We start from the raw sequence: 26,987 nt of genomic DNA, 5'->3' as shown, positions 1-26,987 counted from the left end.
AACCAGTCGTTTCATCGAAATGACGTCTCTGTCAGATAATTAAAAGAAGAGTGCTGACTGGATCAACACTCCATGCGACTGCCCGTCGCACAAAAAGGCCAGCATAGTGCTGACCTTCTTACATTCCATTATTCTTAATGGCCCCCAAGATATGCTTGTTTAACTTGGTCACTAGCATTTAGTTCTTCAGCAGTTCCAGAAATGACGACTCTGCCTGTTTCAATGACATAAGCACGATGTGCAATTGACAATGCCATATTGGCATTTTGCTCAACCAACAAAATCGTTGTTCCATCCTTATTAATCATTTTGATAATATCAAAAATCGTTTTCACTAATATTGGCGCTAGCCCCATCGACGGCTCATCCAGAAGCAGAAGCTTCGGTCTTGCCATTAACGCCCGCCCCATTGCAAGCATCTGCTGCTCACCACCAGATAGCGTTCCAGCCTGTTGTTTGCGGCGTTCGTTGAGACGAGGGAATAACTGAAACACTTTGTCAAAATCCTCCTGAATTCCAACTTTATCCTTTCTTAAATAAGCACCCAACTCTAAGTTTTCTTCAACGCTCATATTAGCAAAAACTCGGCGTCCTTCGGGAACATGCGAGATACCTTTCTTGACAATTGCTTGGGCAGGTTTGCCTCCAATTGCAGTATTCTCATATAAAATCTCGCCTTGCTTAGGCTTTAAAAGTCCAGAAATTGTTTTTAATAACGTGCTTTTCCCTGCGCCATTTGCACCGATTAAAGTAACAATTTCGCCTTTATTTATTTCTAGAGACACACCTTTTAAGGCTTGAATATTCCCATAATAAACATTAATGGAATCGACTTTAAGCATCCGCTGCAACCTCCTCTCCTAAGTAAGCCTCGATGACTTTAGGATTGTTGCGAATCTCTTCTGGTGTTCCCTGAGCGATTAATTGACCATGATCAAGTACATAAATTCGCTCGCAAACACCCATAACAAGCTGCATATCATGCTCAATTAAAAGAACGGTTAAATCAAATTTCTCGCGAATAAATGAAATAAGATTCATTAAATCATGTGTTTCCTGTGGATTCATCCCTGCAGCAGGCTCATCGAGCAGCAAAAGCTTTGGTTGGGCTGCCAAGGCTCTGGCAATTTCCAAGCGACGCTGCTGACCGTATGGTAAATTTTTAGCTTTTTCATATTTATAGTTTTCTAAATTAAATATTTTTAAAAACTCAATCGCCTTTTCTTCCATTTCCTGCTCACCTCTAAAATGTGTTGGCAAGCGAAATATAGAACTGAAAATGCCATGTTTAGCATTGGAATGATAGGCAACTTTTACATTATCGAGCACTGATAATTCATTGAACAACCTAATGTTTTGAAATGTCCTGCTTATCCCTTTTCTCGTAATTTGATAAGGCTTCATACCGTTCAGACGCTCACCATTAAAGGTAATAGCCCCCTCAGTTGGTACATACACGCCAGTGAGCAAGTTAAAGAACGTCGTTTTCCCTGCACCGTTTGGTCCAATTAAGCCCACCAATTCCCCTTTATGAAGCTCGGCATTTGTATTGGAGACGGCTTTAAGTCCTCCAAATTGAATCCCTACTTGGTCCACCTTTAATAATGGAGTGGTCATTCTCTAGCCCCCCCTTCAACTGCCGGTCGTTTTTTAAAGAATGATGTTAATTCCTTAGTACCCAATAGCCCTTGCGGACGATAAATCATCATCACAATAAGAACAAAGCTGTAGATAATCATCCGGGTCTCTGGATACTCCTGTAGGAAGGTTGAGACAATTGTTAACAGAATAGCGGCGATTACTGAGCCAGACATGCTACCTAATCCACCCAATACCACAAAAATTAAAATATCGAACGATTTTAAAAATCCGAAGTTTGTTGGTTGTATGATATAAAAATTATGAGCATAGAGCGCCCCAGCTACACCGGCAAAAAAGGCACCAAGTGCAAAAGCGACTACCTTATAAAAGGTTGTGTTTATCCCCATCGCATCGGCGGCAATTTCATTTTCGCGAATTGAAATACAAGCGCGACCATGTGTTGAGTTCGTAAAATTTGTAATGACAACAAGCGTTGCCAATAAGCTAATAAAGACCCATGTCCAGTTCGTTAAGCTAGATACCTGCATCCCTGCTGCGCCACCAACATAAGGAATATTTAATAGTGTAATCCGAACGATTTCCCCAAAACCAAGCGTAGCGATTGCTAAATAATCACCTTTTAGACGCAAGCTTGGAATCCCGATAATTAATCCAGCTAAAGCTGCTGCAATTCCAGCGACAAGGATTGCGACCGGAAATGGAAGTCCGAGTTTCATTGTAATAATCGCTGACGTATATGCACCCACCGCCAAAAATCCGGCATGCCCAATTGAAAATTGTCCAGTAATTCCAATGACAAGGTGAAGGCTGACTGCAAGCATAATGTTAATGGCAATCGTAAACAAAGTATTCGTATAATATGAATTCATATATTCGCCTGCGATTAAAAATTGTACAACGAAATATACGATTACAGCTAAGGCCATCAAAAGCCAAAAGCCCTTTGATCTTTTAATAGATTTCATCAGTTTTCCTCCTCCCTAAACTTTCTCTCGTACGTTTTTGCCGAACAAGCCGGATGGACGGAAAATCAAAATTAAAATAAGAACAATAAAAGCTACACCATCACGCCATAACGAATAGCCCAAAGCACTTACCAATGATTCAATCACACCTAGCAGTAATCCACCGACCATTGCGCCTGGTATAATCCCAATTCCACCTAATACTGCAGCAACAAACGCCTTTAAACCAGGAATAATCCCCATTAACGGTTCAATTTTTATATAATAAGTTCCAAAAATAACACCTGCAGCGCCTGCGAGTGCCGACCCAATCGCAAACGTAGCCGAAATAGTTCGGTTCACGTCTATACCCATTAATTGAGCTGCTTCGGCATCAAACGATACTGCACGCATGGCCTTTCCAATTTTTGTCTTATGCACTACAAACTGCAAGATTATCATTAAAGCAATTGATATGCCCAAAATAAACAATGATTGGCTACTGATTGAGACACCAAAAATATCAATGTTTTTCACTGGTAGAACATCGCCTGGATAGGCTTCCGGCTGCGCTCCCCGAATATAGATCATCCCATATTCAATTAAGAGTGATACTCCAATTGCCGTAATTAATGCAGCAATTCTCGTTGCATTCCGCAAAGGCTTGTACGCTATTTTTTCGATTAAGACCCCAAAGATTGCGCATGCAGCCATTGATATAAGTAATGCTGGAAAAAAGCTTAAATCTAAAATAGTAATTGAATAAAAACCAATAAATGCACCAATCATAAATACATCACCATGGGCAAAGTTAATTAATTTAACAATGCCATAAACCATTGTATAGCCGAGCGCGATTAGTGCATAAATACTTCCTAGCGAAATTCCGTTTACTAACTGTTGAATAATTTCCATTTCGCACTCTCCTTTCAAAATTTATTCACCAAACTCCTGCTTCTAAAACAAAATGAGGAGCTTCTCCCCATACAATAACCTATGCAAAAAACAAAATCAAAATATTCTGTAAATTTACTTCGTTGCCACCCTTCTATTACTTTACTTAACAATGGTTACAGATAAAAAATAATATTCTGAAAACATTGTACAAAATCTTAATCTCGAAGTCTACATATTATTACAAAATAATTTTTGAAAATTCTCTTTAATGACAATAAAACGACACTTTACATTAATTTATTTCTTCACCTGATTGTTTTTCATATCTGTGGCATATAAAGGTAGAAATTATGAACATTGTAGATCATTATACAATTTTGATATACAAGAAAAATGTTATTTTTGTATAATGACATAGATAGTTACTAAACCAAAGGGAGATTTGAAATGAAAGTAACGTTATTTACAACCTGTATTGTTGACTTTATGGCAATGAACGTCGGTAAAGCTACTGTTGAATTACTTGAAGGTCTAGGGCATGAAATCGATTATCCTAAGCAACAAACCTGTTGCGGTCAACCTACGTACAACACTGGATACGTCGAGAAAACGAAAAACACAATTAAACACTTTATCGAAACATTTGAACATGCTGATGCGATCGTATCACCTTCAGGTTCTTGTGTTTATTTTGTTAAAGAATATCCACATATTTTAGCTGATGATAAGGAATGGAAAGAAAGAGCAGAAAAAGTTGCAGCTAAAACATACGAATTATCTCAATTCCTAATCGAAGTGATTAAGGTGGACGACTTTTCTGCGAAACTAAAAGGAAAGGCTGTATACCACCACAACTGCCATACATCAAGATTTTTAAAAGTAAAAGAACAACCTATTCAACTTCTTTCGAAAGTAGAAGGACTAGAATTAATAGATTTCCACAATTCCCACAAGTGTTGCGGCTTTGGTGGTACCTTCTCTGTTAAGATGGGGGATATTTCAGCTGAAGTTGCTGATGAAAAAGCAAGGTACATCATGGAAGCTAACCCTGATTATTTAATAGGGGCAGACTTCGCTTGTCTAATGAATATTGGTGGACGTTTAAGTAGACTTGGATCAAATATCAAAGTAATGCATATTGCTGAAGTGCTAAATTCTAAATAGTAAGGAGATCCAAAATGGGAATTAAGATTAATGACCAAGCTTTTGAAAAAAATCTTGAAAAGAATCTAAACGATGATTTCATGCGAGCTGCAATGGTGAAAGCTCAAGATTTAATTAGTAAAAATAGAGCTAATGTGATGTCACAATTGGGCGATGGTAATTTCGCGGAGTGGCAAAAACTATCGGGAGAAGTTCGTGCCCACGTTCTTGAAAACCTAGATTTCTACTTACATCAGTTTTCTGAAAACGTTGTCAAAAATGGTGGTAACGTTTTCTTTGCAAAAGATGCTAAGGAAGCCTCTCAGTATATTACTAATCTAGCAATAGAAAGAGGCGTTAAAAAAGTTGTAAAAGCTAAATCGATGGTTACTGAGGAAATTGGACTTAACCATATGATGATGGATGCTGGGGTTGATGTAAAAGAAACTGACTTAGCTGAGTATATATTGCAATTAGATGACTGGAATCCACCTTCACATATGGTAGTGCCATCACTACATTTAAATAAAACGCAAATTCGTGATGTATTTGCTAAAAGTGGATATTCTGGCGAAGATGTTCCGGAAGACTTAGCTGCTTTTGCTCGTGCATCACTGCGTAATGAGTATGTTACGGCCGATATGGGAATTTACGGATGTAACTTTGCTATTGCTGAATCAGGAGCGATTTCATTAATTAGTAATGAAGGAAATATCGATCTTTGTACAGCAGCACCTGAATTACAAGTAGCTGTGATGGGTATGGAACGTATTTGTGCTACCTATGAAGATGCAGATATCTGCATTAGCTTATTAGCTAGAAGTGCAGTAGGGGCAAAAAGTACGAGCTATACGACATTTGTAAACGGGATTACTGACGAAGGTGCTGCAGATGGTGCTAAAGAATTTCATGTGGTAATCGTTGATAATGGACGTTCAAAAGTATTACAGTCTCAATTCAAAGAAGTATTACAATGTATGCGCTGTGCTGCGTGTTTAAATGCTTGTCCAGTATATCGACAAGTAGGTGGCCACTCTTATAATGCTATCTATTCTGGACCACTTGGCGTTGTATTAACGCCACTACTTGCCGGCTATGATGATTTCAAAGAACTTCCATATATGTGTTCACTTTGTGGTGAGTGTACAGAAGTTTGTCCATCTAATATTCCGTTACATTCATTAATACATGAGCACAAGCGTGTATTAGCTGAAGAAAAGAAAGTATCTGCATTCTGGGGTGCGAGCATGTCTGGAGCAGGTATGGTTCTAAGCCGCCCATGGATGTACAAGCTCGGAACAAGTGTAGCACCATACATGACAAAACCATTGATGCAAGATGGAAAAATTAAAAAAGGTGTTAGTATTCTTAAAGGTTGGACAGACAAACGTGACTTACCTGCATTGGAAAAAACACGTTTCAGAGATTGGTATGAATCTAGAAGTAAAGGAGGAAATAAATAATGGTAAAAGGACAAGTTTTAAATAGAGAGTCATTTATTTCCAACCTTTCAAACATACTTGGTCGCCAGTTACCAAAAGAGGTTGTGCATCCTGAATTATCAAGCAAACCTCATCTTGAAATTTATAAGGGCTATACTCAAGCACAATTAGCTGAAGAATTCCATAAGAATGCTCAAGTGAATAAAGCTGGATCAGGTGGTAAGATTGACTCGGTCATTATCGAGAAAAAAGATCTTGCAAAAACAGTATCTGAGAAACTAGTTGAACATGGAAATGGCTCAACTATCGCTTGGAACGATGAGCGTTTTGCGGAGTGGGGTCTAACCGATACATTGAAAGATGCATATATTTGGACTGATGAAAAAGGCCGTGAAAATGTAGATAAGGCATTGAATGCGTCTTACGGCGTGTGTATTAGTGATCTTTCACTTGCTGAAACAGCTTCTTACACTGTCATTGATAAGTTGGGAAAAGGAAGATCATCTAACTTCCTGCCTTTAAATTATGTTTGTATTGTACCGCAAAGTACAATTGTTCCTCGTTTAACACAAGGCATGCAAAAGCTTCATGAAATGTCAAAACAAGGAATTAATCCTGCAGCTATTAACTTTATTTGTGGTTCAAGTAGTTCCTCTGACATTGAGTTAAACAAAGTATGGGGCGTACACGGACCTGTTCGTTTAACTTATATCATTGTTACTGACTTATAAAACTGGAAAAGCCGACAGGTGTCTGTCGGCTTTTTATTATGCATACATTTTTCCATTGTCCTCTTCTTGTTTAAAAAAGCTTTTCATCGCATGGAACACATCGGCTTTTTGCTTGAGAATGTAGTAGCGGAATTGTTCATGTTTAATATTTTTGTAGGCAGTCATTAGCGTAGAATGACGGTTATACTGATTTACCTCTCCATAACCAAACATATTGGACACCTTCATTAACTCTTCGACAAGCTTAACACAACGTGCATTATCTGAAGTTAAATTATCACCATCTGAAAAATGAAAAGGATAAATATTATAGCGCTTTGGATCATACTTCTCATTCACAAGCTCCAATGCCTTACGGTAAGCTGAAGAACAAATGGTGCCCCCGCTCTCTCCTCTTGTGAAGAAATCTTCTTCCGAGACAACCTTCGCCTCCGTATGATGTGCGATAAATTCTATTTCTACCGTTTCGTATTTTGTTCTGAGGAAGCGCGTCATCCAAAAGAAGAAACTCCGTGCCATATATTTTTCCCAAATCCCCATCGAACCACTTGTATCCATCATCGCAAGCACGACAGCCTTTGATTCCGGCTTCACTACTTCATTCCACGTTTTAAACTTTAAATCTTCGCGATAAATCGGATGGAATCCTGGAGTACCTTGCATCGCATTCCGTTTAAACGCCGTCATCATCGTCCGTTTTTTATCAATATTCCCCATCAAACCGGTTTTGCGGATGTCATTGAATTCAATGTTTTCAACAAGTTCTTCGTTTTGTTCCTTTCGTTGCAGATTGGGAAGCTCCAACTGTTTAAATAAAGCTTCCTCAAGCTCCATCAAGCTTACTTCAGCCTCGAAATAATCTTCGCCAGCTTGGTCGCCAGCCCCTTGCCCTTTTCCTGGTCCTTTCTGGGCGTTAGATCCATCACGGGCTATGACATCACCAATTTGGCTTTCTCCATCCCCTTGCCCGACATGTTTGTTTTTATCATAGTTATAACGAATTTTGTACTCATCAAGAGAACGAATCGGAATTTTAACAACTTCACGACCATTTGACATAATGATACTTTCTTCTGTTATTAATTCTGGAAGGTTATTTTTAATCGCCTCTTGAACCTTTTCTTGGTGTCGTTGTTGATCGTCGTGGCCTTTTCGATGGAGGGACCAATCTTCTTTTGAAACAACATACTGATGATTATTCTTTTCGGTCAATATTACCCCTCCTTTAATATGTGATTCACGTTTTTTTATCCATAACATACAATATCCAGAGTGTGCTTTTAAAAGAATAGAAATGTGGATTACTTTATCCTATGCAGAAAATCAAAATTATTTACTAATTATTGCTATAAATGATTCAATGTCCTAGCACATTTAGACAAGCACTATTTTGCAAGTCGTGAAATGTAAGAAAGGGAGGATGGCGAGGATTCTAACCTCCTAACACCTACTCATAATTGGCATTTTTTGTTCATAGAATGGACAAGGAGAGGGAGGATGATGTTCTTGGGCTATTTTCATCAAAGTCGTAGCGTGGGGTTTAGCAAACTATGAAACGGTCTGTATTCATCTATTGTTGTTTGCTAATAGGTGCCATTCTCCAGGGCTTGTCCATGTCACTATTTCTGTTTCCCCATTCGATTCCATCTGGAGGAGCAGCAGGAATTGCGATTTTGCTTAACCATTTTTTCGAGCTACCGCTTGGCTTTTCCCTATGGCTAGCTAACATCGTTTTTCTCTTATTCGCCCTAAATTACTTCGGCTACACCTGGACATTAAGAACCATCTTCTCAGTGGCTACTACTTCCACAACCGTAAGTATCATAACTTCTCATATACCGCATCTTCATCTACATATGCTGATTGACTTAGGTGTAGGCAGCACTCTTTTCGGGGTGGGTGTAGCTATATTAATTCGTGCTGGGGCATCGAGCGGCGGTATGGTTATTCCGGCATTAATGATTGCCTCATATAAAAACTGGCGGCCTGGCAAAGTGATGATGTGGATAAACTTTATCATATTTTTGCTTACCGCTCTCGTCATAAATTATCGGATTGTCGTATTTGCGATGATTTGTCAGTTTTTTTCAACGAGCATCATTGATTATATTTATAAAGTTCGCTTCCATCAAATTCCGTTTATTGCCTATGGTTTAAGGAAAATAAAATGAAGAAGACCCTAGAGGATCTTCTTTTCTCTTAATAAATGAAATATCTTACCTACAGAATCTTCTATCGATTGTTTATTTGTTTCAATAATAAGCTCCGGCTGACTTGGCGCCTCATATGGGGAGGAGATTCCAGTAAATTCTGCGATTTCGCCTTTACGAGCTTTTTGATATAGCCCCTTCGGATCACGATTCTCACAAATGTCAATTGGACATTTAACATAAACTTCGATGAATTCATCAGCCTCAAACATGCTGCGAACAAGCTCACGATCATTTTGAAACGGTGAAATAAACGCGGTCGATACTATTTGGCCGCTATCAACAAATAACTTTGCCACTTCACCAATGCGCCGGATATTCTCCTTACGATCATCAACACCGAAGCTTAAATCTCGATTTAAGCCATAGCGAATATTATCGCCATCCAATACATAGCTTTGAAAGCCCTGACTATATAATGCATGATCCATCGCATTTGCTAAGGTCGATTTCCCAGATCCAGATAGACCTGTAAACCACAGTACACAGCTTTTATGTCCATTTAATTGCTGACGGCCTTTTTTTGTGACAGTAGAGTGGTGCCAAACAATATGCTTTTGTCTCTCCATCTTCTACACCCTTAAATTTTTAATATACACTTCCTGCATACCTTCAATTAATACTTGCACAACCTCAGGACGACTAAATTCTTTAGGTGGTTGTTCACCGTTTTTTAGCATGCTGCGTACCTTCGTCCCCGACAAAATTACGTGATATTGGGCATCGTGAGGACAGGTTTTCTCCGAAGCCATGTTTCCGCATTTATGACAATAAAAGCTATGTTCAAAGAATAATGGCTGGATTCCCAATTCCCCGATTTGAAAGCTGCTAAAAATTTTTTGAGCATCATATGTTCCATAATAATTCCCAACTCCAGCATGGTCTCGGCCAACAATAAAATGGGTGCAGCCATAATTTTTCCGAACCAATGCATGAAAGATTGCCTCTCTGGGTCCAGCATACCGCATCGCTGCAGGGAAAACAGACATAAACACTCGATTTTTCGGATAGTAGTTTTCAATTAAAACATCATAGCTTTTCATACGAATATGACTGGGGATGTCATCTTCTTTTGTCTCACCGACTAAGGGATTTAAAAACAGACCATCCACTAGCTCCAACGCGGATTTTTGAATATATTCATGGGCACGATGAACCGGATTCCTTGTTTGGAAACCCACCACTGTTTGCCAACCAAGCTTTGAAAAAATCTCTCTTGTTTGTCGGGGTGTTAAATGATACAGCTCAAATTCTTTTTCTGGCAGTTTGATCATCGTAATCGGACCACCTAAATAAACTGCTTTACGCTCAAACAGTTTCTTTACCCCTGGATGGGCACGGTCTGTTGTCCGATACACCATTTCTGCTTCGAAATTTTTATCAGGAATATAAATATCTTCAACTGTCATCACACCATACACAGTTCCAGCATAAGTTAGCTTAATATTTTCACCAACTTTTAACGCTGGTGCTTGTTTATGATCGATTGATAGTGTAATCGGTAACGACCAAGGTAGACCATTTGATAGCCTCATCTTTTTAACGACAGAATCATAATCTGCCTTACGCATAAACCCAACGAGCGGACTATAACCACCATTGGCAATCAGCTCTAAATCGCTTAATTCTTGCTTATCCAGTTCAACTTCATTCAGTGTAGGATCGACTTGGAAGTTTTCATCGAAACGTTGGACTAACTGACCTCCATGTGCTTGACTGACACTCACTGTTTTTTCCTCCTATTTCCAAAGTGCTTATTCATTCTCGTTTAGGTGTAGACCACACTCAGTTTTTTCTAACCCTGCCCACCGTCCTGCTCGAAAATTAACTCCATCCACTACTTTTGTTGTGCATGGCGCACAGCCAATGCTCGGATAACTTTGATCATGAAGTGGATTATACGGGAGCTTATTAAGCTCCAAATACAGGCGCACCTCTTCCCATGTCCAATGAATCAGCGGGCAAATTTTTATTTTCTTAAATTTATCATCCTTATTTATATACTCAGTTTTGCTGCGAAAAGGAGATTGCTCCCTCCTTAGCCCAGAAATCCATGCTTTCGCACCTGATAACGCATCTGTGAGCGGAACAATCTTTCGCATATGACAACAAAGTTTTGGATTATCCTTCCAAAGTTCCTCACCATACCATTTCGATTGCTCCGTTAATGACATTTTCGGTTTTATGATGTCTATTTGAAGTTCTGGATAATGCTTTTTAACACGTTCAATTAAATCGTATGTCTCTTGAAAATGCAGTCCCGTATCGAGAAATACAATTCGAGCATACTTGTTTATTTTAGAGATTAAATCTATCAGAACAATTCCCTCGGCACCAAAGCTACATGAATAGACGATGTGCTCACCATATTCCTGGTAAGCCCATTTTAAGATGTCAAAGTAATCTTGATGCTTCCCCATCAATTCCTGTACAGTTTCGTCATTCCAGGTTTCATACGTTAACACATCACTCAAATCTCCCCCACCCCTCTATTAACTTCTCTTCGTAAAACCTGCGATGTCCACACTTGTCACTTTCCTCTAATCAACAACTTAAAAACGCAAGGTGATACATTGGTTGTTTTCAATAATCATTTTATTCATTTTATTAATATCACCATAGTGATGATAGGAAACAATGGCACGTATCCAAGAGCCATGGCCGAACACGAGCAGATTGGTATAGTCACTATATTTTTCAAGAAAGGCAATCACTCGCTTTTCAAAATCAATCAAGCTCTCACCGAGGATTAATTCTCGTGGGTCCTCAATCCATTTCCCATCATAAGCAGCTATTAATCGCTCTTTAGAGACGCCTTCAAATCGACCAAAGTCCAGTTCATCAAGCAAGCCTTCCGTTTCCGGTACATAACCGTAAGCTTTCGCTGTTTGGTGAGTCCGCTTTAACGTGCTGGCCAGTACAATGTCAAAAGGTGCAAACGCATTTAATAAAAGCTTATTTGATTCGATTTTATTTTGTAAGTCTTCACTTATTTCGGTAATCTCGATATCCTGTCTACCTTGTAGCATATTGGATTGATTCCATTTTGTAGGGAGATGGCGAATTAACGTAATGTGCATTCGGGATCCTCCAAATAAAAAGTTTCACTCCTCAACCCTTGCCGCTGTGTCTCCAAAATCACAGTATCGTGAATTTTCACATTCCCTAAATTTACATTTGCGCCAAGTTGTTGGATAAAGTACATTTGATGTTTTGCAGTCGGAGCCTCAAAAATAATCCGTTTATAATCAAGATCTTTAACTAAATCTTGAATCAACTCAGCGTTTACCTCTCCATTTTTCCCATAAATGCCTGCAGTCCCAGAATCGCGGCCTTCGGTTATAACATAGTTACAGCCTGCATCAAGGAGTATTTGAATTTCTTCTTTCCATATATGTGTTGGTATTTCTTTATTACAATCCTTCGATCCTACTTCGGCAATCACTTGAAAATCTTTTTTCAAAAGAGAAATAAGGGAGAGGCGTTCTTTGAGGGGAATGTCCAATGTTCCATTTGATACTTCAACCCAGTCAATTCCAAGTGTTTTTAAATAATGCAAATATTGTGGGACTTTTTTTTGCATATAACATTTTTCAAATAGCGTTCCTCCACAATATGGGATGACATGATGTTGTTTATAAAGTTCGACCTTCGCTTTAATATTTGGTGTTACATATGCTGTACCTATGCCAATCTTAGCGATGTCAATAAAGCTTGAATAATCATTCAAGATATTCTTTAGCTCCCCTATCGGTGTACCGAAATCGACGATTGAAGTCAATCCATAGCTTCTTCGTCCTGTAGTTCTTTTTGGTAAATCTAAAAAATCCATAGGGAAAACGCCTCCTCAATATTCTAAAATAGACTATTCAAATAATGGGTAAATGTGTAAATAATGGGCGATTTCCATATAATATCATTCCAATCCTCATGTATAAACTCTTCACCCCTATCAAACAATAGGAAAGCTTTTATCAATAAAGTTAGGGGTGAACATTACTTGGCAACGAAACAACCAAATGGATGGACAATCTTAGCAATTGGCTCAATCCCAATGATTTTGGTGCTTGGAAATTCAATGTTGATTCCATTATTACCAAAAATGAAGACTGAACTGGATGTTTCCCAATTTAAAGTAAGCCTTATCATATCGGTCTTTTCGATTGCTGCGGCAATCTCAATTCCGGTTTTAGGATATTTGTCTGACAGATTTTCACGAAAAGCAGTGATCATCCCTGCCCTCATTTTGTACGGAAGTGGTGGACTTTTAGCGGGTTCTGCATCGGCATGGTTTTCCAACGCCTATATGTGGGTGCTTGCTGGTCGTGTCATGCAGGGAATTGGCGCTGCAGGGACCGCACCGATTGCGATGGCTCTAACTGGAGATTTATTTAAAGGGGCTAAGCAAAGCCGAGTACTTGGACTGGTAGAAGCCTCGAACGGCTTTGGTAAAGTAATCAGTCCCATTTTAGGTTCTTTATTTGCCCTATTGTTTTGGTATGCTGCTTTTTTTGCCTTTCCGATTTTTTGTCTTATTTCAGTGTTACTGACGATGTTTTTCATTAAGGAAAAGAAGGCAGAGAAGGAACCACCGCCATTAGGAAAGTATGTAAAAGGGCTTGTTTCTGTGTTTAAGAGCGAAGGACGTTGGCTATTTGCTGCTTATTTTACTGGTGCCACCTGTTTGTTTGCTTTATTTGGAATTCTATTTTACATTTCCGATATTCTAGAGAAGAGCCATGGGATTGACGGGATCCCAAAGGGTGGAATTTTAGCGATTCCCTTATTATTTATGACTACAACCTCATACATAACCGGTAGTAAGATTGGGAAAAAGATGGGGTTGATGAAAACATTGATTATCTTGGGAACATTATTAATGACCGCATCATTTGCATCCTTAATTTTCTTTGAAAAATTAGTTCCGTTCATTGCTGTACTGGCTGTTAGCAGTATTGGGACTGGTCTTGTTCTTCCATGTATCAATAGTTTCATCACAGGATCCGTTCCAACTGACAGGCGCGGATTTGTTACTTCACTGTATGGTTCTGTTCGATTTTTGGGAGTAGCCATTGGCCCGCCGATCTTCAGTACATTAATGGATTGGTCGCGTACTGGCATGTTTTTAACGACAGCAGGATTGACACTGTTCGCTGGACTACTTTGCTTGACTCTCATTCACGTTAAGAAAAAGGAAGCGTCCGAATCATCACAGGATAGCTTATTTGATAAATTACAGTTCTCATAAGGAGTGATCGACAATGCAAATTTACTTTTCACCTGAAGTCCTCTCACCAACCTTTCAAGTATTAAATGTTGTTGATTCAAATAATAAAGCAGTAGGGAATGTGGCACTTCTTTTTGATGAAAAAAAATTATACGTTTACGGTATTTTAGAAGAAGAAGGTGTTTCCTCAGACTTCAAGGATTTAGTCACCCCTTATTTGAAAGGCCTTGCTAAAGCAAAAAAAGGAGTTGAGGTATACTCCTGCTTATATGTAGGCTGCAAAAAAATCAGCCTCAATGGCGATGAAGAATCCAATAAAACTAAGTGAATTTCAATACAACAAAAAGGCTAGCAGTAATTGCAGCTAGCCCATTGTTTTTTATTATCGATTTAGCAAGCTTCCAACATAACGCAATAATTCATTCGCTGACGTTGAGTTGTAACCATGTTCATCAATCAAACGTGCCACAACTTCATTAATTTTCTTCAGTTGCTGTTCATCAGGGGTTTTCGAAGAAGTTGTAATTTTCACGACATCCTTCAAATCAGCAAATAATTTCTTTTGAATCGCTTCACGAAGACGATCATGAGAATTGTAATCGAACCGTTTCCCTTTGCGAGCATATGCTGAAATGCGAATTAGAATTTCTTCACGGAACGCCTTTTTCGCATTTTCAGAAATTCCAATTTGCTCTTCAATTGATCTCATCAGCTTTTCATCTGGATTAATTTCCTCGCCAGTAAGCTGATCATGCATCTTCGCCTTATTGCAATACGCTTCAACATTATCAAGATAATTATCCATTAATGTCTTAGCTGACTCTTCGTATGAATAAACAAACGCTTTTTGGACTTCCTTCTTGGCAATATCATCGTACTCTTTGCGTGCCAATGAAATAAAGTTTAAATAACGTTCCTTTAATTCAGTCGTAATCGATGGATGTTGATCAAGTCCTTCTTTCAATGAACGCAGGACATCCAGAGCGTTTATCGATGGAATTTCCTTGCGAATGATAGTTGAAGAAATTCGGTTGATCACATAACGAGGATCAATTCCACTCATTCCTTCATCAGGATACTCCTTCTTCAACTCGGCTACATCAGCTGAATTGAAGCCTTCTACATTTTCACCATCATAAAGACGCATTTTCTTAATTAAATCAATATCGCCTTTTTTCGGTTCCTTCAGGCGCGTTAAAATCGTAAACATTGCCGCTACTTTCAAAGTGTGCGGGGCAATATGGACATTTGCAACATCGCTTTCATGAATCATTTTTTCATAAATCTTCTCTTCTTGGGTGACCTTCAGGTTATACGGAATCGGCATCACAATAATCCGTGAATGCAATGCTTCATTCTTTTTATTGGAAATAAATGAACGATACTCCGTTTCATTCGTATGAGCGACAATCAATTCGTCTGCACTAATCAGCGCAAAACGCCCTGCCTTAAAATTACCTTCCTGCGTTAAAGATAATAAGTGCCATAAGAATTTTTCATCACACTTCAGCATTTCTTGGAACTCCATCATCCCACGATTTGCCTTGTTTAATTCACCATCAAAACGATAAGCGCGCGGGTCAGACTCTGAACCATATTCGGCAATCGTCGAAAAGTCAATGCTTCCCGTTAAATCGGCAATATCCTGAGATTTTGGATCAGATGGACTAAACGTTCCGATGCCGACCCGTTTATCCTCAGAGAAGAAAATTCTTTCGACCAGTACATCTTCAATCCGCCCACCATATTCTTTTTCGAGGCGCATCATATTAAGCGGAGATAAATTCCCTTCGATTCTGATACCATATTCTTCAAAGAAGTCCTGTCTTAAATGATGAGGAATCAAATGCAGTGGATCTTCATGCATCGGGCAGCCCTTAATCGCAAATAAAGCACCGCGATCAGTCCTGGCATACTTTTCCAATCCCCGCTTTAACATCGTCACTAAGGTTGATTTCCCGCCGCTAACTGGTCCCATCAGTAACAGTATTCTTTTTCTTACATCCAAGCGTTTTGCAGCTGGATGAAAATATTCTTCAACAAGTCTTTCCAGTGGCTCTTCAAGTCCAAACAATTGATTATCAAAAAATTTATAATGCTTTCGGTTATGAACCTCTTCAACCCCGGCATCCTTAATCATAGTATAAACTCTCGAATGGGCAGATTGTTCTACCCATGGCTTCTCTCTCACAAGCTCCAAATACTCCCCAAACGTCCCTTCCCACTTCAGCTTCTCTTCCTCGACACGATAGTTCTCAATTTTTTTTAATATATCCATAAGGACCTCCCCCACTAGCGTTATCAGAGACGACTAATATAATCCTATGCCAGAGTACAAGTGAACATGCCTAAACACGTGAAAGGTTGGAACATCTTTTTGGATTTATCCAATAATCCCAATCATCATCAACACTATGCCAAACAAAAAGGAAGGACTTGTTGATTGAATGAGATTATTTAATCATAAGAAAAAATTTGAACAATTATTCACACTTTTGTTGTTATAGGCTATAATAGGCTTGATTAAATCTGTTTTTTTGGATGGGAGGGTTTTATTAACATGGCACTTATCTTAATCATTGGGGTAACACTTGCATTCTTATCCGCCATTTTCACAGCAGGTTATAACGACAAACCAGGGGTAACAAAGTAATTGCAAATAAAAAAAGCAGCTAAAATCTTAGCTGCTTTTTTTATTTTGGTTTATTTTAGGTCAAACTTGTTGGCTTGAACATATTCTTTCATGTACATTCTTGATTTTTGCTGTAGCATATTGGCCATTTGCTCGGTCCAGCGGTCCTTGCGTTTACCTTTTGTGCGTGACTCATAATAGCTAGAAATCACATCATTGTACTCGGTTAATTCCGCAACAAATTGTTCCTCATTTTGCTTGTACTCATTTTCATGGTAAATATTGCTCATTGGCAAGCGTGGTTTTTTGTCAGTCATTTTAGCCGGGTATCCAATCGCCACTCCGAACAATGGTATCACTCGTTCCGGTGTTTTTAATAATTTTTGAACTTCAGACAGATTATTTCTAATCCCACCAATATAGCAGAGACCTAAGCCCATTGATTCAGCAGCAATCGCCGCATTTTGGGCTGCTAAGGCAGCATCAATGAGCGCAACCATAAACTTTTCTGTGCTTTCAAGCGATGCTGTAACATCAAGCTCCTCCATTTTACCTGCTAGCTCAAGCCGATGTAAATCACCACAGAACACTAAGAAAATACTGTTTTCAGCAACATATGCTTGATTCCCAGCCAGCTCCGCTAATTTTTCCTTCTTCCCCTTATCAGTAACACCTATAATCGTATATGCCTGTATGTAGCTTGCTGTGGATGCACTTTGAGCGCAAGCAATGATTTTTTCAATTTGCTCCTCGGAAAGTGGCTTGTCTTCAAATTTACGAATCGAACGGTGATTCAAAATGGTCTCAATGATTTGATTCATTTTCCTTCCTCCTTTATCCAATTCTTATTTAATCAGAATAATAAAAAAAAGCAAACTAAGCCGACTTGTAAAATCAGCATGTTTGCTTTTTGCTTAACATTGATTTGGATATTCTTGTTGGCGCAGGACCTCATAAATGATAACGGCGGCTGTGTTGGATAGATTGAGCGAACGAACATTGTCATTCATTGGAATGCGCAAGCAAAAGTCTTTATTTTTCTCAATCAAATCCTGCGGCAGTCCCATTGTTTCACGACCGAACATAAAGTAATAATCTGCATCACGATTGCTATAATCAATAGTTGTATGGGGCTTTTCAGCAAATTTCGTTAAATAAAAGAACTGGCCGCCCTCATTTTTTTCGAAAAATTCATCTATTGAATCGTAATAAACAATGTTTACAAATTCCCAGTAATCAAGACCGGCACGTTTTAACGTTTTATCATCGGTTGAAAAGCCGAGTGGCCGAATTAAATGAAGCGTTGTATTTGTAGCAGCACATGTACGAGCAATATTGCCCGTATTAGCCGGAAGTTCAGGTTGGTATAAAACGACATGCAAACCCATATAGTCAGTCACCTCAAAAAAGAAAAGCGGAAGCGGCTTGCTCAGGGGCGACAGGCATAAGACGAATCACGTAAGAGACATTTGTCTCTGGAGTGATTTGCCTTATGACCCGAGCCCCTAGCCGCTGTAGCTAGACACTTTTCTTGTTATATTTATATATTTAGTACATTACTCAATCTACATGTGCTATTATACCACTGAAAATCCTTGATTCAAGCCAAGTTTAGCTATCGACGATTGAGAAAAATAAATATTTAATGTTTGGCGTATAGGCGCTTGAGTCCTCATAAGCCCAATAACGCTGACGACTGTTGTACGTGTGGGCATTGACAAGAGGCATGCCATTTGCATCCTTTCCTGTCACAATCGTGTTGTGATTAAAGCGACCATCTCCTTCAAAATCATAGCAAATCACATCACCTAATAACAGTTGCTCTGGGCTTGATACTCGCTTGGCCCGTAACCCTGACTTCGAACTTTCAAAATACAGTTTAAGCGCATGGGCAACAGCCCAGCTCCAACTATGACTTTGACTTCGTAGCCACCAGCCAGCTCCCCGATTAGGATAGCCCCGCATTGGTGCTCCGCCTTGTTGGAGGCATTGTGAAATAAAATTAGTACAATCATTGTTTTCAATTTTCATATAGGCCGGATTATAACTGTTCCACCATCGTTCTGCGTATTGCACTGCTTTAAGGCGATCATAAGTATAGGCTCGCTGTCCCAACTCATTCATGGAAAAATCATCGGAGTACAATAAGGAACGGTCATCAAACTTTGCAGAATTTATAGATGGCACTACTTCAAATTCATCGATTAAATGCTCCCGACTAAAGGTTGCCTGATGTGATTCAACTTCTTCTTCTATATAAAGTAAATCATTCTGCCGAATTAGGTAGCGAAAATGAACTGCATATGAGACATTCTTAAAATCATTGATTTCAGTAATATCCGTAATCTGCCCCTTTGCCTTTGCTTTCACAATTTCGGCATCTCGTTTGGCTAGACTCGCCTTTTTACGCTCAATTTTATCGCAATCGCCCTTGCTCCGCTGTTGACTCACACACTGCTTTACTCGTGATTCTAACAGCTGTTGCAGCTCAGCCCGCATCTTAATCTCCCCCTTCATATCATACATATGAAGGCTTTATAATATTATCACGAAGCACAAAAAAACAAGGATGGAACAACATCTAATCCATCCTTGTTAGTATTTGAAGGGCTTGTTGAATTTCTATTAGGACATCATCGTCTTGCTCATTTTCTTTCGCTTCCTGCAATGCAGATAGCGAAACTTGGCCACCTATTTTCGCCAGAGACCAAGCTGCGGTCCCTCTCATAACCGGACGATTGTCGTTCTTTAGAACTTGAATCAGATCAGCTACTGCTGATTCGTCCTTAAAGTGGGCCAGAGCAATAATTGCATTGCGCTGAATCGGCTTTTTACCACGCCATGATCCTGCCAATGAACCGAAACGTTCTTTAAATTCGCGGTTACTCATAGATAGTATCGGTTTTAATAATGGCTTGACCTGCTCTGGTTCTGGTTCCAATTCCGGATGTAAATGAAAGTCGATCCGCTTATTTTCCGGGCAAGCAGTTTGACAGGAATCACAACCGTATATCCGATTCCCCAGCTTGTCACGAAATTCTTCAGGAATAAACTCCTTCGTTTGTGTTAAAAAAGAAATACAACGATTGGCATTAATTTGTCCACCTTGTATTAAAGCACCAGTAGGACATGCATCTAGGCATTTTCTGCAATCACCGCAGCGGTCCTCAATGGGCGTATCAGGCTCAAACGGTATGTTCGTTACCATTTCCCCTAAATACACATAGGAGCCAAATTCAGGCGTGATAATCGAGCAATTTTTCCCGCTCCAGCCAATCCCGGCTCGCTCCGCAACAGCTCGATCAACTAGTTCCCCGGTATCGACCATTGATTGGCAGACAGCTTGGGGATATTTTGACATGATAAACTCTTCTAACAGCCTCAATCGTTCTTTTAAAACAAGATGATAATCAAGTCCCCACGAAGCTCGAGAAAAGATGCCACGGCGTTCATCGGCTTTGCTTTGGACACGGTTCTTCATTTTAACTGGATAGGCAAGTGCTATCGAAATAATTGATGAAGCACCATTTAATAAAAGGGAAGGATTTGTCCGTTTGTCAATGTCCGGCGCTTCAAAACCTGACTGATAGCCCAATTCTCGCTGTCGAAACAGTCGGTTCTTTAGTTCAACAAATGGCTCTGCAGACGTAAAGCCAATTTTATCAATCCCAACTTCTCTACAATATTGAATGATTTCAGATTTTAATAGCCGAACATCCATCCTGACACCTCCTAATTCATAGAAATTAAAAAACGCAATGCTTCGTTCTTTCTGAAACGAAACACTGCGTTGAACGCTATGTAATGGAGCGGGTGATGGGAATCGAACCCACAACAACAGCTTGGAAGGCTGTGGTTTTACCACTAAACTACACCCGCATGATAGTGAAGATCTTTGTCGGTTTTTGTCGATGAAAAACATTTGCTTTGTTGTAAAATGTCGTTTCAAAGAACCAACTTCTATATAATACAAAGTTTTCAATAGTGCGTCAAGGGTTTTTAGATATTTTTGTCGATTTTATGTACATAGAATATTCGACAAACATGACTACTTCGCCCATTGACGCACTATTTTTGTGTGATTTCTTTATATATATAAATATCCAATAACCGTTTCTGGCACATTTATTTAAACATCTTTTCAATATACTCTTGTTCTTCAACAGGAGTTAACAAACGCGTTGCTTCGCCAATGTTCCCATCCTTATAATCCCATATCCGATTATGGTCTTCGACTGCATTGCTAAAATCACCTTTCGTCCACGGTTCAAGTATTTCTAGCAACATCGAGCGAATTTCGCTGTCAGCCTTACTGTTTGCGATCTTATACAGCTTTTCTACCTTATCTTTTGTGATTTCGACTGAACCCCACTTTTCATCCGCTAAAACCTTTTGATGTGTCATCCCATGTACCTCATCCAATAGTTCTTGTTCAGACATTGTCTCATACTTTGGCATCTCCCCTTCTGGAGTTGCAGTCTCAAAGCTTTTGTTTAATTCCTGTTTAGCCTGACTTTGTTCCTCTTTTGTTACGGCTGGTTTCGAGTCGGTTTCAGCCCCCCACTTACCAATAAATACATAGCCAATAATGAGAGCAGCCCCTAAAATGCCCAATGCAATCGTTACATACTTTTTCAACTTAAGAACTCCCCCTCTGCTTTAAATAAATATTTTTAATAAACGAAATAAGTGCAATATATTCTATAAACTTACATATTACCCCTTTATGTAAAATATTGTAACAAGAATCCTATTTTACAAAAAGTATTTTGATTTCATAAAATTGACAACTAGGTACATATTCTCTGATGTTAAAACTAGCTGCAACTTGGGGAAATAAAGAACCACCTATTGCAGGTGGTCCTTTCTAAATGCTTCTCACAAATGAAACATAGATTAATCGTCTAGAACACATGATTTCACAAGTATTTTGCCCAATAATAGATGACATAAAGCCAACTCAACAATCCGTGAAAAATTGCCCATGGGAGTCCCCAAATAATTGCAACAATAACTGCAACATCTTCGGTGTTCTTATAGAGCCAAACAATCAAGACTCTTGCAAAAATAGTGAATACGCATTGTCCTACGTACTATTATTCTTCTAATATTTTCACCATATAATCATACTGATGGCCATTAATATGAATCACTTTTTCTTCATGATAACCAAGTTTTTTATAAAGACTATGCGCTTCTGAATTACCTCGAGCTACATTTAGTGAGACCCGATAGAATCCACTTTGTTTTGCAGCTTCTTCTGCTTTTTTTATTAGCGTAGTACCGATTCCATATCCTTGAAATTTGGGTGCAACACTAATCGTGTCAATGTAGTAATCCCCAGCATCGGCCTCTTTATCGAAGTAAATCTCCTGATTACGCCGTTTCTTTCTTAATCGATTAAGAATAGGCTCATCCAAGACAGACGCATCATCACCTTGATAGGAAATAACAATCCCTGCCACTTCATCTAAAACATCTGCGACAATCGTATTTTGGTAGCTTATCCGGTTATTATTTTCGCAAAAAAAGAATGCTAACGTTTCACGGATATTTTCAGGTTTCGTTTGGCCGGTCAACTTCTCGGCAATATCACCAATTGCTAGATGCATCAGTTCACAAGCTGTCTTCGAATCGCTCTTTGCAGCTACTCTAAAATTTAATTCCTGAGATACGATTTCCTCCATGGTTGTCCCATAGGCAACACCTCCAGAAGTGTACCCCGCAACAAAGTAAAACGTTTCATCAGTTTCTTGGTCGATATTATCGTTATGATTTTTCCTACGTGACTTTGACTTTTTCTTCAACCACAATCTCTCCATTTTTTTAATTAATAAGTATCATAATCCCATTACCTTAATTATACAAAATTATCATTCATCATCCATTCACAAAAAAATAAAAAAAGAGACAGTCTTCTAAGGTATTACAAATAAGAATACACTTGCTAAAAAAGTACTTTTTCTTATGTCGATAATTTTTGAAGAGCTATGAAGAAATTTTGGAGAAAGATATTCCCTTTTCGGAAAAGCTGAAGATGATTATGGATCAAAAAACTGATGGGATCTGTGAGATAGGCCGTTCCTATATTAGTAAGCATGCCTGGGAGGATAAAACCTTACAGCAGGTATTTAAGGAAGTAGTAGATACAAAAGCGAACTGCACCCCAATTGTTAGTTGTGTCAACAATTTGGGTGCAGTTCATGCCTGTTGTCCCTCTTACAAACTAGTTATTGGGTCACCGCTATTCGTGCTGCTCCATTTTTGTAGTGGTGGATTTTTGACTGTTAATGTTTTCTTTTTCTTCCAGCTTTCATGTTCTGTGCCGTCAGCTTCAGTGTCCGTGATACCTTCGATCAGCCACCTTTTCTCTTTATCATTATAGCCTAAGGCATAGTTCCGTATAGATTTATAGGATAGGTCTTCGTAGGTAGGAAGGTCTGTAAATTTAATTTTTCGATTATAAGAAACCAGGGCTGTAACATCTGCTGACCAGTGACCGTTAAAATAATCGATGCTTAATTGATCCAAATTTACGACTGATCCTAAATACTGGGATTGTATTTCATCTATATAATCTACATAATTTGAGAATTCCTCATCTATTGCCGCTTGAGTGTACTCTCCACCCGTGAATGTATCATTTACGTTCGTGAAAACATCTATGTTGTATGCAGATGTTTCAAAGACTGAAAGATCCTTGTTTAATAACTCAACAGCTGCAACAATGTCATCGCTGATTCCTTTATCATTCTTAGCAAGTCTTTCTGTATCAACGACAAAGGTGACTTGTTCATTTCCCCAAACATCCACTTTTTTATTTTCAGCCAGCGTGCCAAGTGAATTAGTAACGGTTACGTTGACATCATGAATACCTGGCAGAATAGGACCGTATATCTTATCATCACTTGTTTTGAACTGATTCTTTAATGTTTTGATGCTAAGCTGGACTCGATCGTTCTCATTATCTCCAATCACTTTAATGGAGGCTGTTTTTACTTTCAGTTTATAATTTGTGAAGATTCCCCATTTTTTCCCGTCAGCTGTTAAACTTATTTGTTCATTAGTTGGAGAATATTCTTTCGCCTCCATTTGTCCCTTCAGGCCATCCTTGATAACCTGATAGCTTTGATCATTTGTTCTTAAATAGGTAACAAGTGAAGCTAGCGTACCTGTGTTTACAACAGCTTCCTTGTTATCCGGTAAAATAATACCCTTAAGCAAATTTGGTTTGTTTTGCTCGACCGCTTCTTCAAATGTTTCTACAGTTTTATCCGGCTTGTTCAACTGCTGGAAAGCAATAAACGTCCCGATAGCCATAATTGCCACTATAGAAAGAAAAGCTATCATTCCCCATCTTTTTCCTGACATTATTCACTTCTCCTTAATATCCATAACCGGCTGCAAATGTATCTACTAATTGTCCTTTAACATAATCATCCGATAAATCAACGGTCCATTTCCCGTCTTTTTTAACCATTAAAATTTCCAACTTTTCTTTGCTGTCTTTAGCTTCGATTGAATCGAGAATAACGTCAAATTTCGAAAGAGCGTATTCTTCGCTGCCATCGTAGTTGCCTGTATTTTGATAGTATTCTTCTCTGTAATCATCTACAAGATCATATAGATCATTTAATGGTACATTAGAGTATTCTACTAAAACAACCGCTTTCCCCTCAGCGTTGCCAACTGTTTGTGCGTTGATCTTACCTTTTTGGGATAGGGACGATTTATAATTTATATATTGCTTGTCCATTTCTTCATCAGATATTTTGAGATCCATGAATGTATCTTGTATTTCTTCTTTAAAAGCTTTTTTAGCCTCTTCTTGGAGAGCAGCTTTGTCTGCGGAAACGTATTTTTCGTAATCAGCGCTCTCCTTATCCATATAAATGGTTTTAATATAAGCTGTTAAAGCTTTAGCAGGGTCGTTTAGTGTATTAAAACTAGCTGTGTATTTTTTTGTATCTAATACCAGTTTTACTTCTTTTGCTTTATCCGTACTGTCTGTATATGGGGTGATACCAAGTTCATATTTTTTGTCTTTTTCTACATTTACAATAACAGTTATGTCTTTTACTTTTTCCGCCCCAATAGTGCCAGTTTCGGAATAGTCTATACCAAGGTCGGATAGGCTTAGGTCGTTTTCAGGGGATAATTGTTTTTCCCCGTCGTAAATCTTAATGTCATCATATGGCGAAATAGAAACCTCTGAATCTGTTTTATTCTTAACTTTTAACTGAACAGCTAATAAGCCTTTCTTTGTTTCTTTATCCTCTGAAACACCATCGTTCTTGCCGGCTAATACGTATGAAGCGTTATCAATAGATACCTCAATGATTTTACTGCTGCTGGCACCTGTTTTTTCGCTCGTTGAAGAACAAGCAGCTAATGCCATGATTACAGTAATGAGTAGAGTAAAAATTCCAAATTTTTTCAAGATAATGACTCTCCTTTGTAAAATAAGTTTTTTGCTTTTAATTAGTGCTGCTACTACCTAATTCCTATTGATTCTTTTGAATCAATAGATACCGCGCAAATACACATAATTAAACATAAATTCACATTTTTCTACACTGATTCGATTTCTATCATAGATAAATAGAAATATATGGTCAATGTGTAAAAAGTATGGGTTTAAACCAATATTTCCCATATTGAATAATAAAAGAAAGAATAATACAGTACTTATTTACTAGTCAAAGAGAGCTGGGAAATTAATGGGATATTGGTAATAAAAGGTTTTGACCCCTATGTATTTGAATCGCCCTTCTTTCTAGATTAGTAAAAAAGCATCAATCTTTAAATGATGTTTGATGAGAATTATAGTAATAAAGACTTAGTCCTATTGGTCTATAAACAACTGGAAAATATTCGATATTTTTGCAGTGTGCAGAAGCAGGGTGACGGTTCTTATAGTGGTGCATATTTTCCCCTTCCCTAATTTATAAGGGGCAATTGATAAGGATACAGAATCAGAGACTATTCCAAGACCAGAATGAATTCTGTTCTTGGATGAGAAGTGAAAGGGAAGTTCAAGCTTATCCGCTGTCAGGTTATTTTGTCCCATCCTTTTAAAATGCTTGTAACCCTTTTCTCTTACGTTTAGCTCCGTCCATAAAAAAATCCTCCGTTTCTTTACAACGAAGGACAAGATGTTTTTGAGTAGGTCGTGCGTGTTCTAAAAAAAGCCGCTAGGCTTAACACGACCTTCCAATCTGACACAGATTTTTGACCAACAAAAAAATCGCTGAATATCAGCGATTTTCCGTTCCATTACTGGAAATTTATACCGGTGGTCGGGGTCGAACCGACACTCCAGAAGGAACACGATTTTGAGTCGTGCGCGTCTGCCAATTCCGCCACACCGGCGTAATAATAAGTATAAAATTTTCAAATGCCGAGGACCGGAATCGAACCGGTACGGTAGTCACCTACCGCAGGATTTTAAGTCCTGTGCGTCTGCCAGTTCCGCCACCCCGGCGTAAAACCCTAGCTGAAAATTATTATGAAAATATTGGAGGCGGCAACCGGATTCGAACCGGTGGATAAAGGTTTTGCAGACCTTGGCCTTACCACTTGGCTATGCCGCCGTATATAATATGCTATTGGAGCGGAAGACGGGATTCGAACCCGCGACCCCCACCTTGGCAAGGTGGTGTTCTACCACTGAACTACTTCCGCAAATGGCTGGGCTAGCAGGGATCGAACCTACGAATGACGGAGTCAAAGTCCGTTGCCTTACCGCTTGGCTATAGCCCAAAATTCTTAATTAAGATGGGGCGACTGATGGGAATCGAACCCACGAATGCCTGAACCACAATCAGGTGCGTTAACCACTTCGCCACAATCGCCATCATAAAATTGGCAGGGGTAGTAGGAATTGAACCCACACCAAAGGTTTTGGAGACCTTCGTTCTACCTTTAAACTATACCCCTAAAATTAAATGGTGGAGGGGGACGGATTCGAACCGCCGAACCCCGAGGGAGCGGATTTACAGTCCGCCGCGTTTAGCCACTTCGCTACCCCTCCACATATTATATTCATAAAAATACTAATGGTGGCTCAGGACGGAATCGAACCGCCGACACATGGATTTTCAGTCCATTGCTCTACCGACTGAGCTACTGAGCCATAAATGGCGGTCCGGACGGGACT

General features: G+C 39.0%; 25 protein-coding genes and 10 tRNA genes. 6 read left to right on the top strand and 29 right to left on the bottom strand.

Annotation, left to right across the window (positions count from 1 at the left end; genetic code table 11):
• Positions 1 to 134: 134 nt before the first annotated feature.
• From HHO41_RS20245 to HHO41_RS20230, 4 genes are read right to left on the bottom strand one after another with little or no spacing between them, the layout of a single operon-like run.
• Positions 135 to 842, bottom strand: coding sequence for an ABC transporter ATP-binding protein (locus HHO41_RS20245; protein ID WP_169102108.1), 708 nt, complete (start codon positions 840 to 842; stop codon positions 135 to 137).
• Positions 835 to 1,617: an ABC transporter ATP-binding protein gene (locus HHO41_RS20240; protein ID WP_169102106.1), complete on the bottom strand. Its 783-nt coding sequence runs from the start codon at positions 1,615 to 1,617 to the stop codon at positions 835 to 837. The genes HHO41_RS20245 and HHO41_RS20240 overlap by 8 nt, the downstream gene beginning before the upstream one ends.
• Entirely contained in the window at positions 1,614 to 2,567 is a 954-nt protein-coding gene (locus HHO41_RS20235) for a branched-chain amino acid ABC transporter permease (protein ID WP_169102104.1), read from the bottom strand. The genes HHO41_RS20240 and HHO41_RS20235 overlap by 4 nt, the downstream gene beginning before the upstream one ends.
• Positions 2,568 to 2,582: 15 nt before the next feature.
• Entirely contained in the window at positions 2,583 to 3,461 is an 879-nt protein-coding gene (locus HHO41_RS20230) for a branched-chain amino acid ABC transporter permease (protein WP_169102102.1), read from the bottom strand.
• 429 nt (positions 3,462 to 3,890) lie between these two features.
• Here HHO41_RS20230 and HHO41_RS20225 point away from each other — a divergent pair, with 429 nt between their 5' ends.
• The 3 genes from HHO41_RS20225 to HHO41_RS20215 are packed head-to-tail and all read left to right on the top strand — an operon-like array spanning position 3,891 to position 6,759.
• Positions 3,891 to 4,607: a (Fe-S)-binding protein gene (locus HHO41_RS20225; RefSeq protein ID WP_169102100.1), complete on the top strand. Its 717-nt coding sequence runs from the start codon at positions 3,891 to 3,893 to the stop codon at positions 4,605 to 4,607.
• A 14-nt stretch (positions 4,608 to 4,621) separates the two neighbouring features.
• The gene (locus tag HHO41_RS20220) at positions 4,622 to 6,049 is read left to right on the top strand and encodes a LutB/LldF family L-lactate oxidation iron-sulfur protein (protein WP_169102098.1); all 1,428 of its coding nucleotides are present in this window, start codon (positions 4,622 to 4,624) and stop codon (positions 6,047 to 6,049) included.
• Positions 6,049 to 6,759, top strand: a complete 711-nt coding sequence (locus tag HHO41_RS20215) for a LutC/YkgG family protein (protein WP_169102096.1) — start codon at positions 6,049 to 6,051, stop codon at positions 6,757 to 6,759. Before HHO41_RS20220 ends, HHO41_RS20215 begins: the two co-directional genes overlap by 1 nt.
• A gap of 36 nt (positions 6,760 to 6,795) precedes the next feature.
• Here HHO41_RS20215 and yhbH read toward each other — a convergent pair whose 3' ends face one another.
• Complete coding sequence (gene yhbH, locus HHO41_RS20210) at positions 6,796 to 7,971, bottom strand: sporulation protein YhbH (protein ID WP_169102094.1); 1,176 nt, start codon at positions 7,969 to 7,971, stop codon at positions 6,796 to 6,798.
• Between the two features lie 338 nt (positions 7,972 to 8,309).
• Here yhbH and HHO41_RS20205 point away from each other — a divergent pair, with 338 nt between their 5' ends.
• Positions 8,310 to 8,930, top strand: coding sequence for a YitT family protein (locus HHO41_RS20205; RefSeq protein ID WP_169102092.1), 621 nt, complete (start codon positions 8,310 to 8,312; stop codon positions 8,928 to 8,930).
• Between the two features lie 8 nt (positions 8,931 to 8,938).
• On the opposite strand, the gene cysC is transcribed toward HHO41_RS20205, so the two are convergent.
• From cysC to HHO41_RS20180, 5 genes are all read right to left on the bottom strand, one after another.
• Positions 8,939 to 9,538: an adenylyl-sulfate kinase gene (cysC, locus tag HHO41_RS20200; protein WP_169102090.1), complete on the bottom strand. Its 600-nt coding sequence runs from the start codon at positions 9,536 to 9,538 to the stop codon at positions 8,939 to 8,941.
• A 3-nt stretch (positions 9,539 to 9,541) separates the two neighbouring features.
• Entirely contained in the window at positions 9,542 to 10,696 is a 1,155-nt protein-coding gene (gene sat / locus HHO41_RS20195) for a sulfate adenylyltransferase (protein WP_169102088.1), read from the bottom strand.
• 27 nt (positions 10,697 to 10,723) lie between these two features.
• The gene (locus tag HHO41_RS20190; protein WP_282434295.1) at positions 10,724 to 11,443 is read right to left on the bottom strand and encodes a phosphoadenylyl-sulfate reductase; all 720 of its coding nucleotides are present in this window, start codon (positions 11,441 to 11,443) and stop codon (positions 10,724 to 10,726) included.
• 78 nt (positions 11,444 to 11,521) lie between these two features.
• On the bottom strand, positions 11,522 to 12,049 hold the full coding sequence (locus HHO41_RS20185) for a histidine phosphatase family protein (protein ID WP_169102086.1): 528 nt from the start codon (positions 12,047 to 12,049) through the stop codon (positions 11,522 to 11,524).
• Entirely contained in the window at positions 12,034 to 12,801 is a 768-nt protein-coding gene (locus HHO41_RS20180; protein WP_169102084.1) for a phosphosulfolactate synthase, read from the bottom strand. Before HHO41_RS20180 ends, HHO41_RS20185 begins: the two co-directional genes overlap by 16 nt.
• A gap of 222 nt (positions 12,802 to 13,023) precedes the next feature.
• Here HHO41_RS20180 and HHO41_RS20175 point away from each other — a divergent pair, with 222 nt between their 5' ends.
• Both HHO41_RS20175 and HHO41_RS20170 read left to right on the top strand, forming a co-directional pair.
• Complete coding sequence (locus HHO41_RS20175) at positions 13,024 to 14,217, top strand: MFS transporter (protein WP_248278556.1); 1,194 nt, start codon at positions 13,024 to 13,026, stop codon at positions 14,215 to 14,217.
• A 13-nt stretch (positions 14,218 to 14,230) separates the two neighbouring features.
• Positions 14,231 to 14,524, top strand: coding sequence for a hypothetical protein (locus HHO41_RS20170; protein WP_169102080.1), 294 nt, complete (start codon positions 14,231 to 14,233; stop codon positions 14,522 to 14,524).
• Between the two features lie 54 nt (positions 14,525 to 14,578).
• Here the strand turns inward: HHO41_RS20170 and HHO41_RS20165 are convergent, their stop codons facing one another.
• The 19 genes from HHO41_RS20165 to HHO41_RS20075 form a co-directional block, all read right to left on the bottom strand.
• On the bottom strand, positions 14,579 to 16,474 hold the full coding sequence (locus HHO41_RS20165; RefSeq protein WP_169102078.1) for a PrkA family serine protein kinase: 1,896 nt from the start codon (positions 16,472 to 16,474) through the stop codon (positions 14,579 to 14,581).
• A 425-nt stretch (positions 16,475 to 16,899) separates the two neighbouring features.
• Positions 16,900 to 17,649, bottom strand: coding sequence for an oxygen-insensitive NADPH nitroreductase (gene nfsA / locus HHO41_RS20160; RefSeq protein WP_169102076.1), 750 nt, complete (start codon positions 17,647 to 17,649; stop codon positions 16,900 to 16,902).
• 93 nt (positions 17,650 to 17,742) lie between these two features.
• Positions 17,743 to 18,216: a tRNA (uridine(34)/cytosine(34)/5-carboxymethylaminomethyluridine(34)-2'-O)-methyltransferase TrmL gene (trmL, locus tag HHO41_RS20155; RefSeq protein WP_169102074.1), complete on the bottom strand. Its 474-nt coding sequence runs from the start codon at positions 18,214 to 18,216 to the stop codon at positions 17,743 to 17,745.
• A gap of 223 nt (positions 18,217 to 18,439) precedes the next feature.
• On the bottom strand, positions 18,440 to 19,327 hold the full coding sequence (locus tag HHO41_RS20150) for an amidase domain-containing protein (protein WP_169102072.1): 888 nt from the start codon (positions 19,325 to 19,327) through the stop codon (positions 18,440 to 18,442).
• Between the two features lie 82 nt (positions 19,328 to 19,409).
• Entirely contained in the window at positions 19,410 to 20,549 is a 1,140-nt protein-coding gene (gene queG, locus HHO41_RS20145) for a tRNA epoxyqueuosine(34) reductase QueG (protein ID WP_169102070.1), read from the bottom strand.
• An 84-nt stretch (positions 20,550 to 20,633) separates the two neighbouring features.
• Positions 20,634 to 20,707, bottom strand: a tRNA-Gly gene (locus HHO41_RS20140).
• 246 nt (positions 20,708 to 20,953) lie between these two features.
• Positions 20,954 to 21,466, bottom strand: coding sequence for a DUF6241 domain-containing protein (locus HHO41_RS20135; RefSeq protein WP_169102068.1), 513 nt, complete (start codon positions 21,464 to 21,466; stop codon positions 20,954 to 20,956).
• Between the two features lie 458 nt (positions 21,467 to 21,924).
• Entirely contained in the window at positions 21,925 to 22,635 is a 711-nt protein-coding gene (locus HHO41_RS20130; protein ID WP_248278555.1) for a GNAT family N-acetyltransferase, read from the bottom strand.
• A gap of 412 nt (positions 22,636 to 23,047) precedes the next feature.
• A complete protein-coding gene (locus HHO41_RS20125) occupies positions 23,048 to 24,199 on the bottom strand; it encodes a TcaA second domain-containing protein (RefSeq protein WP_169102066.1) in 1,152 nt (383 codons plus the stop codon).
• A 13-nt stretch (positions 24,200 to 24,212) separates the two neighbouring features.
• Positions 24,213 to 25,268 carry a DUF5105 domain-containing protein gene (locus tag HHO41_RS20120; RefSeq protein WP_169102064.1) on the bottom strand — a complete coding sequence of 352 codons (1,056 nt, stop codon included), beginning with the start codon at positions 25,266 to 25,268 and terminating at the stop codon, positions 24,213 to 24,215.
• An 850-nt stretch (positions 25,269 to 26,118) separates the two neighbouring features.
• Positions 26,119 to 26,200: transfer RNA gene (locus HHO41_RS20115), tRNA-Leu, on the bottom strand.
• 26 nt (positions 26,201 to 26,226) lie between these two features.
• Positions 26,227 to 26,312: transfer RNA gene (locus tag HHO41_RS20110), tRNA-Leu, on the bottom strand.
• 34 nt (positions 26,313 to 26,346) lie between these two features.
• A tRNA-Cys gene (locus HHO41_RS20105) sits at positions 26,347 to 26,421 on the bottom strand.
• A 16-nt stretch (positions 26,422 to 26,437) separates the two neighbouring features.
• A tRNA-Gly gene (locus HHO41_RS20100) sits at positions 26,438 to 26,512 on the bottom strand.
• A 3-nt stretch (positions 26,513 to 26,515) separates the two neighbouring features.
• Positions 26,516 to 26,590: transfer RNA gene (locus tag HHO41_RS20095), tRNA-Gln, on the bottom strand.
• 16 nt (positions 26,591 to 26,606) lie between these two features.
• Positions 26,607 to 26,682, bottom strand: a tRNA-His gene (locus tag HHO41_RS20090).
• Positions 26,683 to 26,693: 11 nt separating this feature from the next.
• Positions 26,694 to 26,767: transfer RNA gene (locus HHO41_RS20085), tRNA-Trp, on the bottom strand.
• 9 nt (positions 26,768 to 26,776) lie between these two features.
• Positions 26,777 to 26,861: transfer RNA gene (locus HHO41_RS20080), tRNA-Tyr, on the bottom strand.
• Positions 26,862 to 26,887: 26 nt separating this feature from the next.
• A tRNA-Phe gene (locus HHO41_RS20075) sits at positions 26,888 to 26,963 on the bottom strand.
• Between the last annotated feature and the right edge of the window lie 24 nt (positions 26,964 to 26,987).

This window comes from Bacillus sp. DNRA2, assembly GCF_012843265.1.
GTDB lineage: Bacteria > Bacillota > Bacilli > Bacillales > Cytobacillaceae > Bacillus_BU.
The sequence above is the reverse complement of the archived record's forward strand: the minus strand, read 5'-3'. Positions and strand labels throughout refer to the sequence as shown.

Excerpts from the sequence above, each read along its gene's own strand:
- HHO41_RS20245 (WP_169102108.1), bottom strand. The coding sequence starts at position 842 with ATGCTTAAAGTCGATTCCATTAATGTTTATTATGGGAATATTCAAGCC.
- HHO41_RS20240 (WP_169102106.1), bottom strand. The coding sequence starts at position 1,617 with ATGACCACTCCATTATTAAAGGTGGACCAAGTAGGGATTCAATTTGGA.
- HHO41_RS20235 (WP_169102104.1), bottom strand. The coding sequence starts at position 2,567 with ATGAAATCTATTAAAAGATCAAAGGGCTTTTGGCTTTTGATGGCCTTA.
- HHO41_RS20230 (WP_169102102.1), bottom strand. The coding sequence starts at position 3,461 with ATGGAAATTATTCAACAGTTAGTAAACGGAATTTCGCTAGGAAGTATT.
- HHO41_RS20225 (WP_169102100.1), top strand. The coding sequence starts at position 3,891 with ATGAAAGTAACGTTATTTACAACCTGTATTGTTGACTTTATGGCAATG.
- HHO41_RS20220 (WP_169102098.1), top strand. The coding sequence starts at position 4,622 with ATGGGAATTAAGATTAATGACCAAGCTTTTGAAAAAAATCTTGAAAAG.
- HHO41_RS20215 (WP_169102096.1), top strand. The coding sequence starts at position 6,049 with ATGGTAAAAGGACAAGTTTTAAATAGAGAGTCATTTATTTCCAACCTT.
- HHO41_RS20205 (WP_169102092.1), top strand. The coding sequence starts at position 8,310 with ATGAAACGGTCTGTATTCATCTATTGTTGTTTGCTAATAGGTGCCATT.
- cysC (WP_169102090.1), bottom strand. The coding sequence starts at position 9,538 with ATGGAGAGACAAAAGCATATTGTTTGGCACCACTCTACTGTCACAAAA.
- HHO41_RS20185 (WP_169102086.1), bottom strand. The coding sequence starts at position 12,049 with ATGCACATTACGTTAATTCGCCATCTCCCTACAAAATGGAATCAATCC.
- HHO41_RS20180 (WP_169102084.1), bottom strand. The coding sequence starts at position 12,801 with ATGGATTTTTTAGATTTACCAAAAAGAACTACAGGACGAAGAAGCTAT.
- HHO41_RS20175 (WP_248278556.1), top strand. The coding sequence starts at position 13,024 with ATGATTTTGGTGCTTGGAAATTCAATGTTGATTCCATTATTACCAAAA.
- HHO41_RS20170 (WP_169102080.1), top strand. The coding sequence starts at position 14,231 with ATGCAAATTTACTTTTCACCTGAAGTCCTCTCACCAACCTTTCAAGTA.
- HHO41_RS20165 (WP_169102078.1), bottom strand. The coding sequence starts at position 16,474 with ATGGATATATTAAAAAAAATTGAGAACTATCGTGTCGAGGAAGAGAAG.
- nfsA (WP_169102076.1), bottom strand. The coding sequence starts at position 17,649 with ATGAATCAAATCATTGAGACCATTTTGAATCACCGTTCGATTCGTAAA.
- trmL (WP_169102074.1), bottom strand. The coding sequence starts at position 18,216 with ATGGGTTTGCATGTCGTTTTATACCAACCTGAACTTCCGGCTAATACG.
- HHO41_RS20150 (WP_169102072.1), bottom strand. The coding sequence starts at position 19,327 with ATGCGGGCTGAGCTGCAACAGCTGTTAGAATCACGAGTAAAGCAGTGT.
- queG (WP_169102070.1), bottom strand. The coding sequence starts at position 20,549 with ATGGATGTTCGGCTATTAAAATCTGAAATCATTCAATATTGTAGAGAA.
- HHO41_RS20125 (WP_169102066.1), bottom strand. The coding sequence starts at position 24,199 with ATGTCAGGAAAAAGATGGGGAATGATAGCTTTTCTTTCTATAGTGGCA.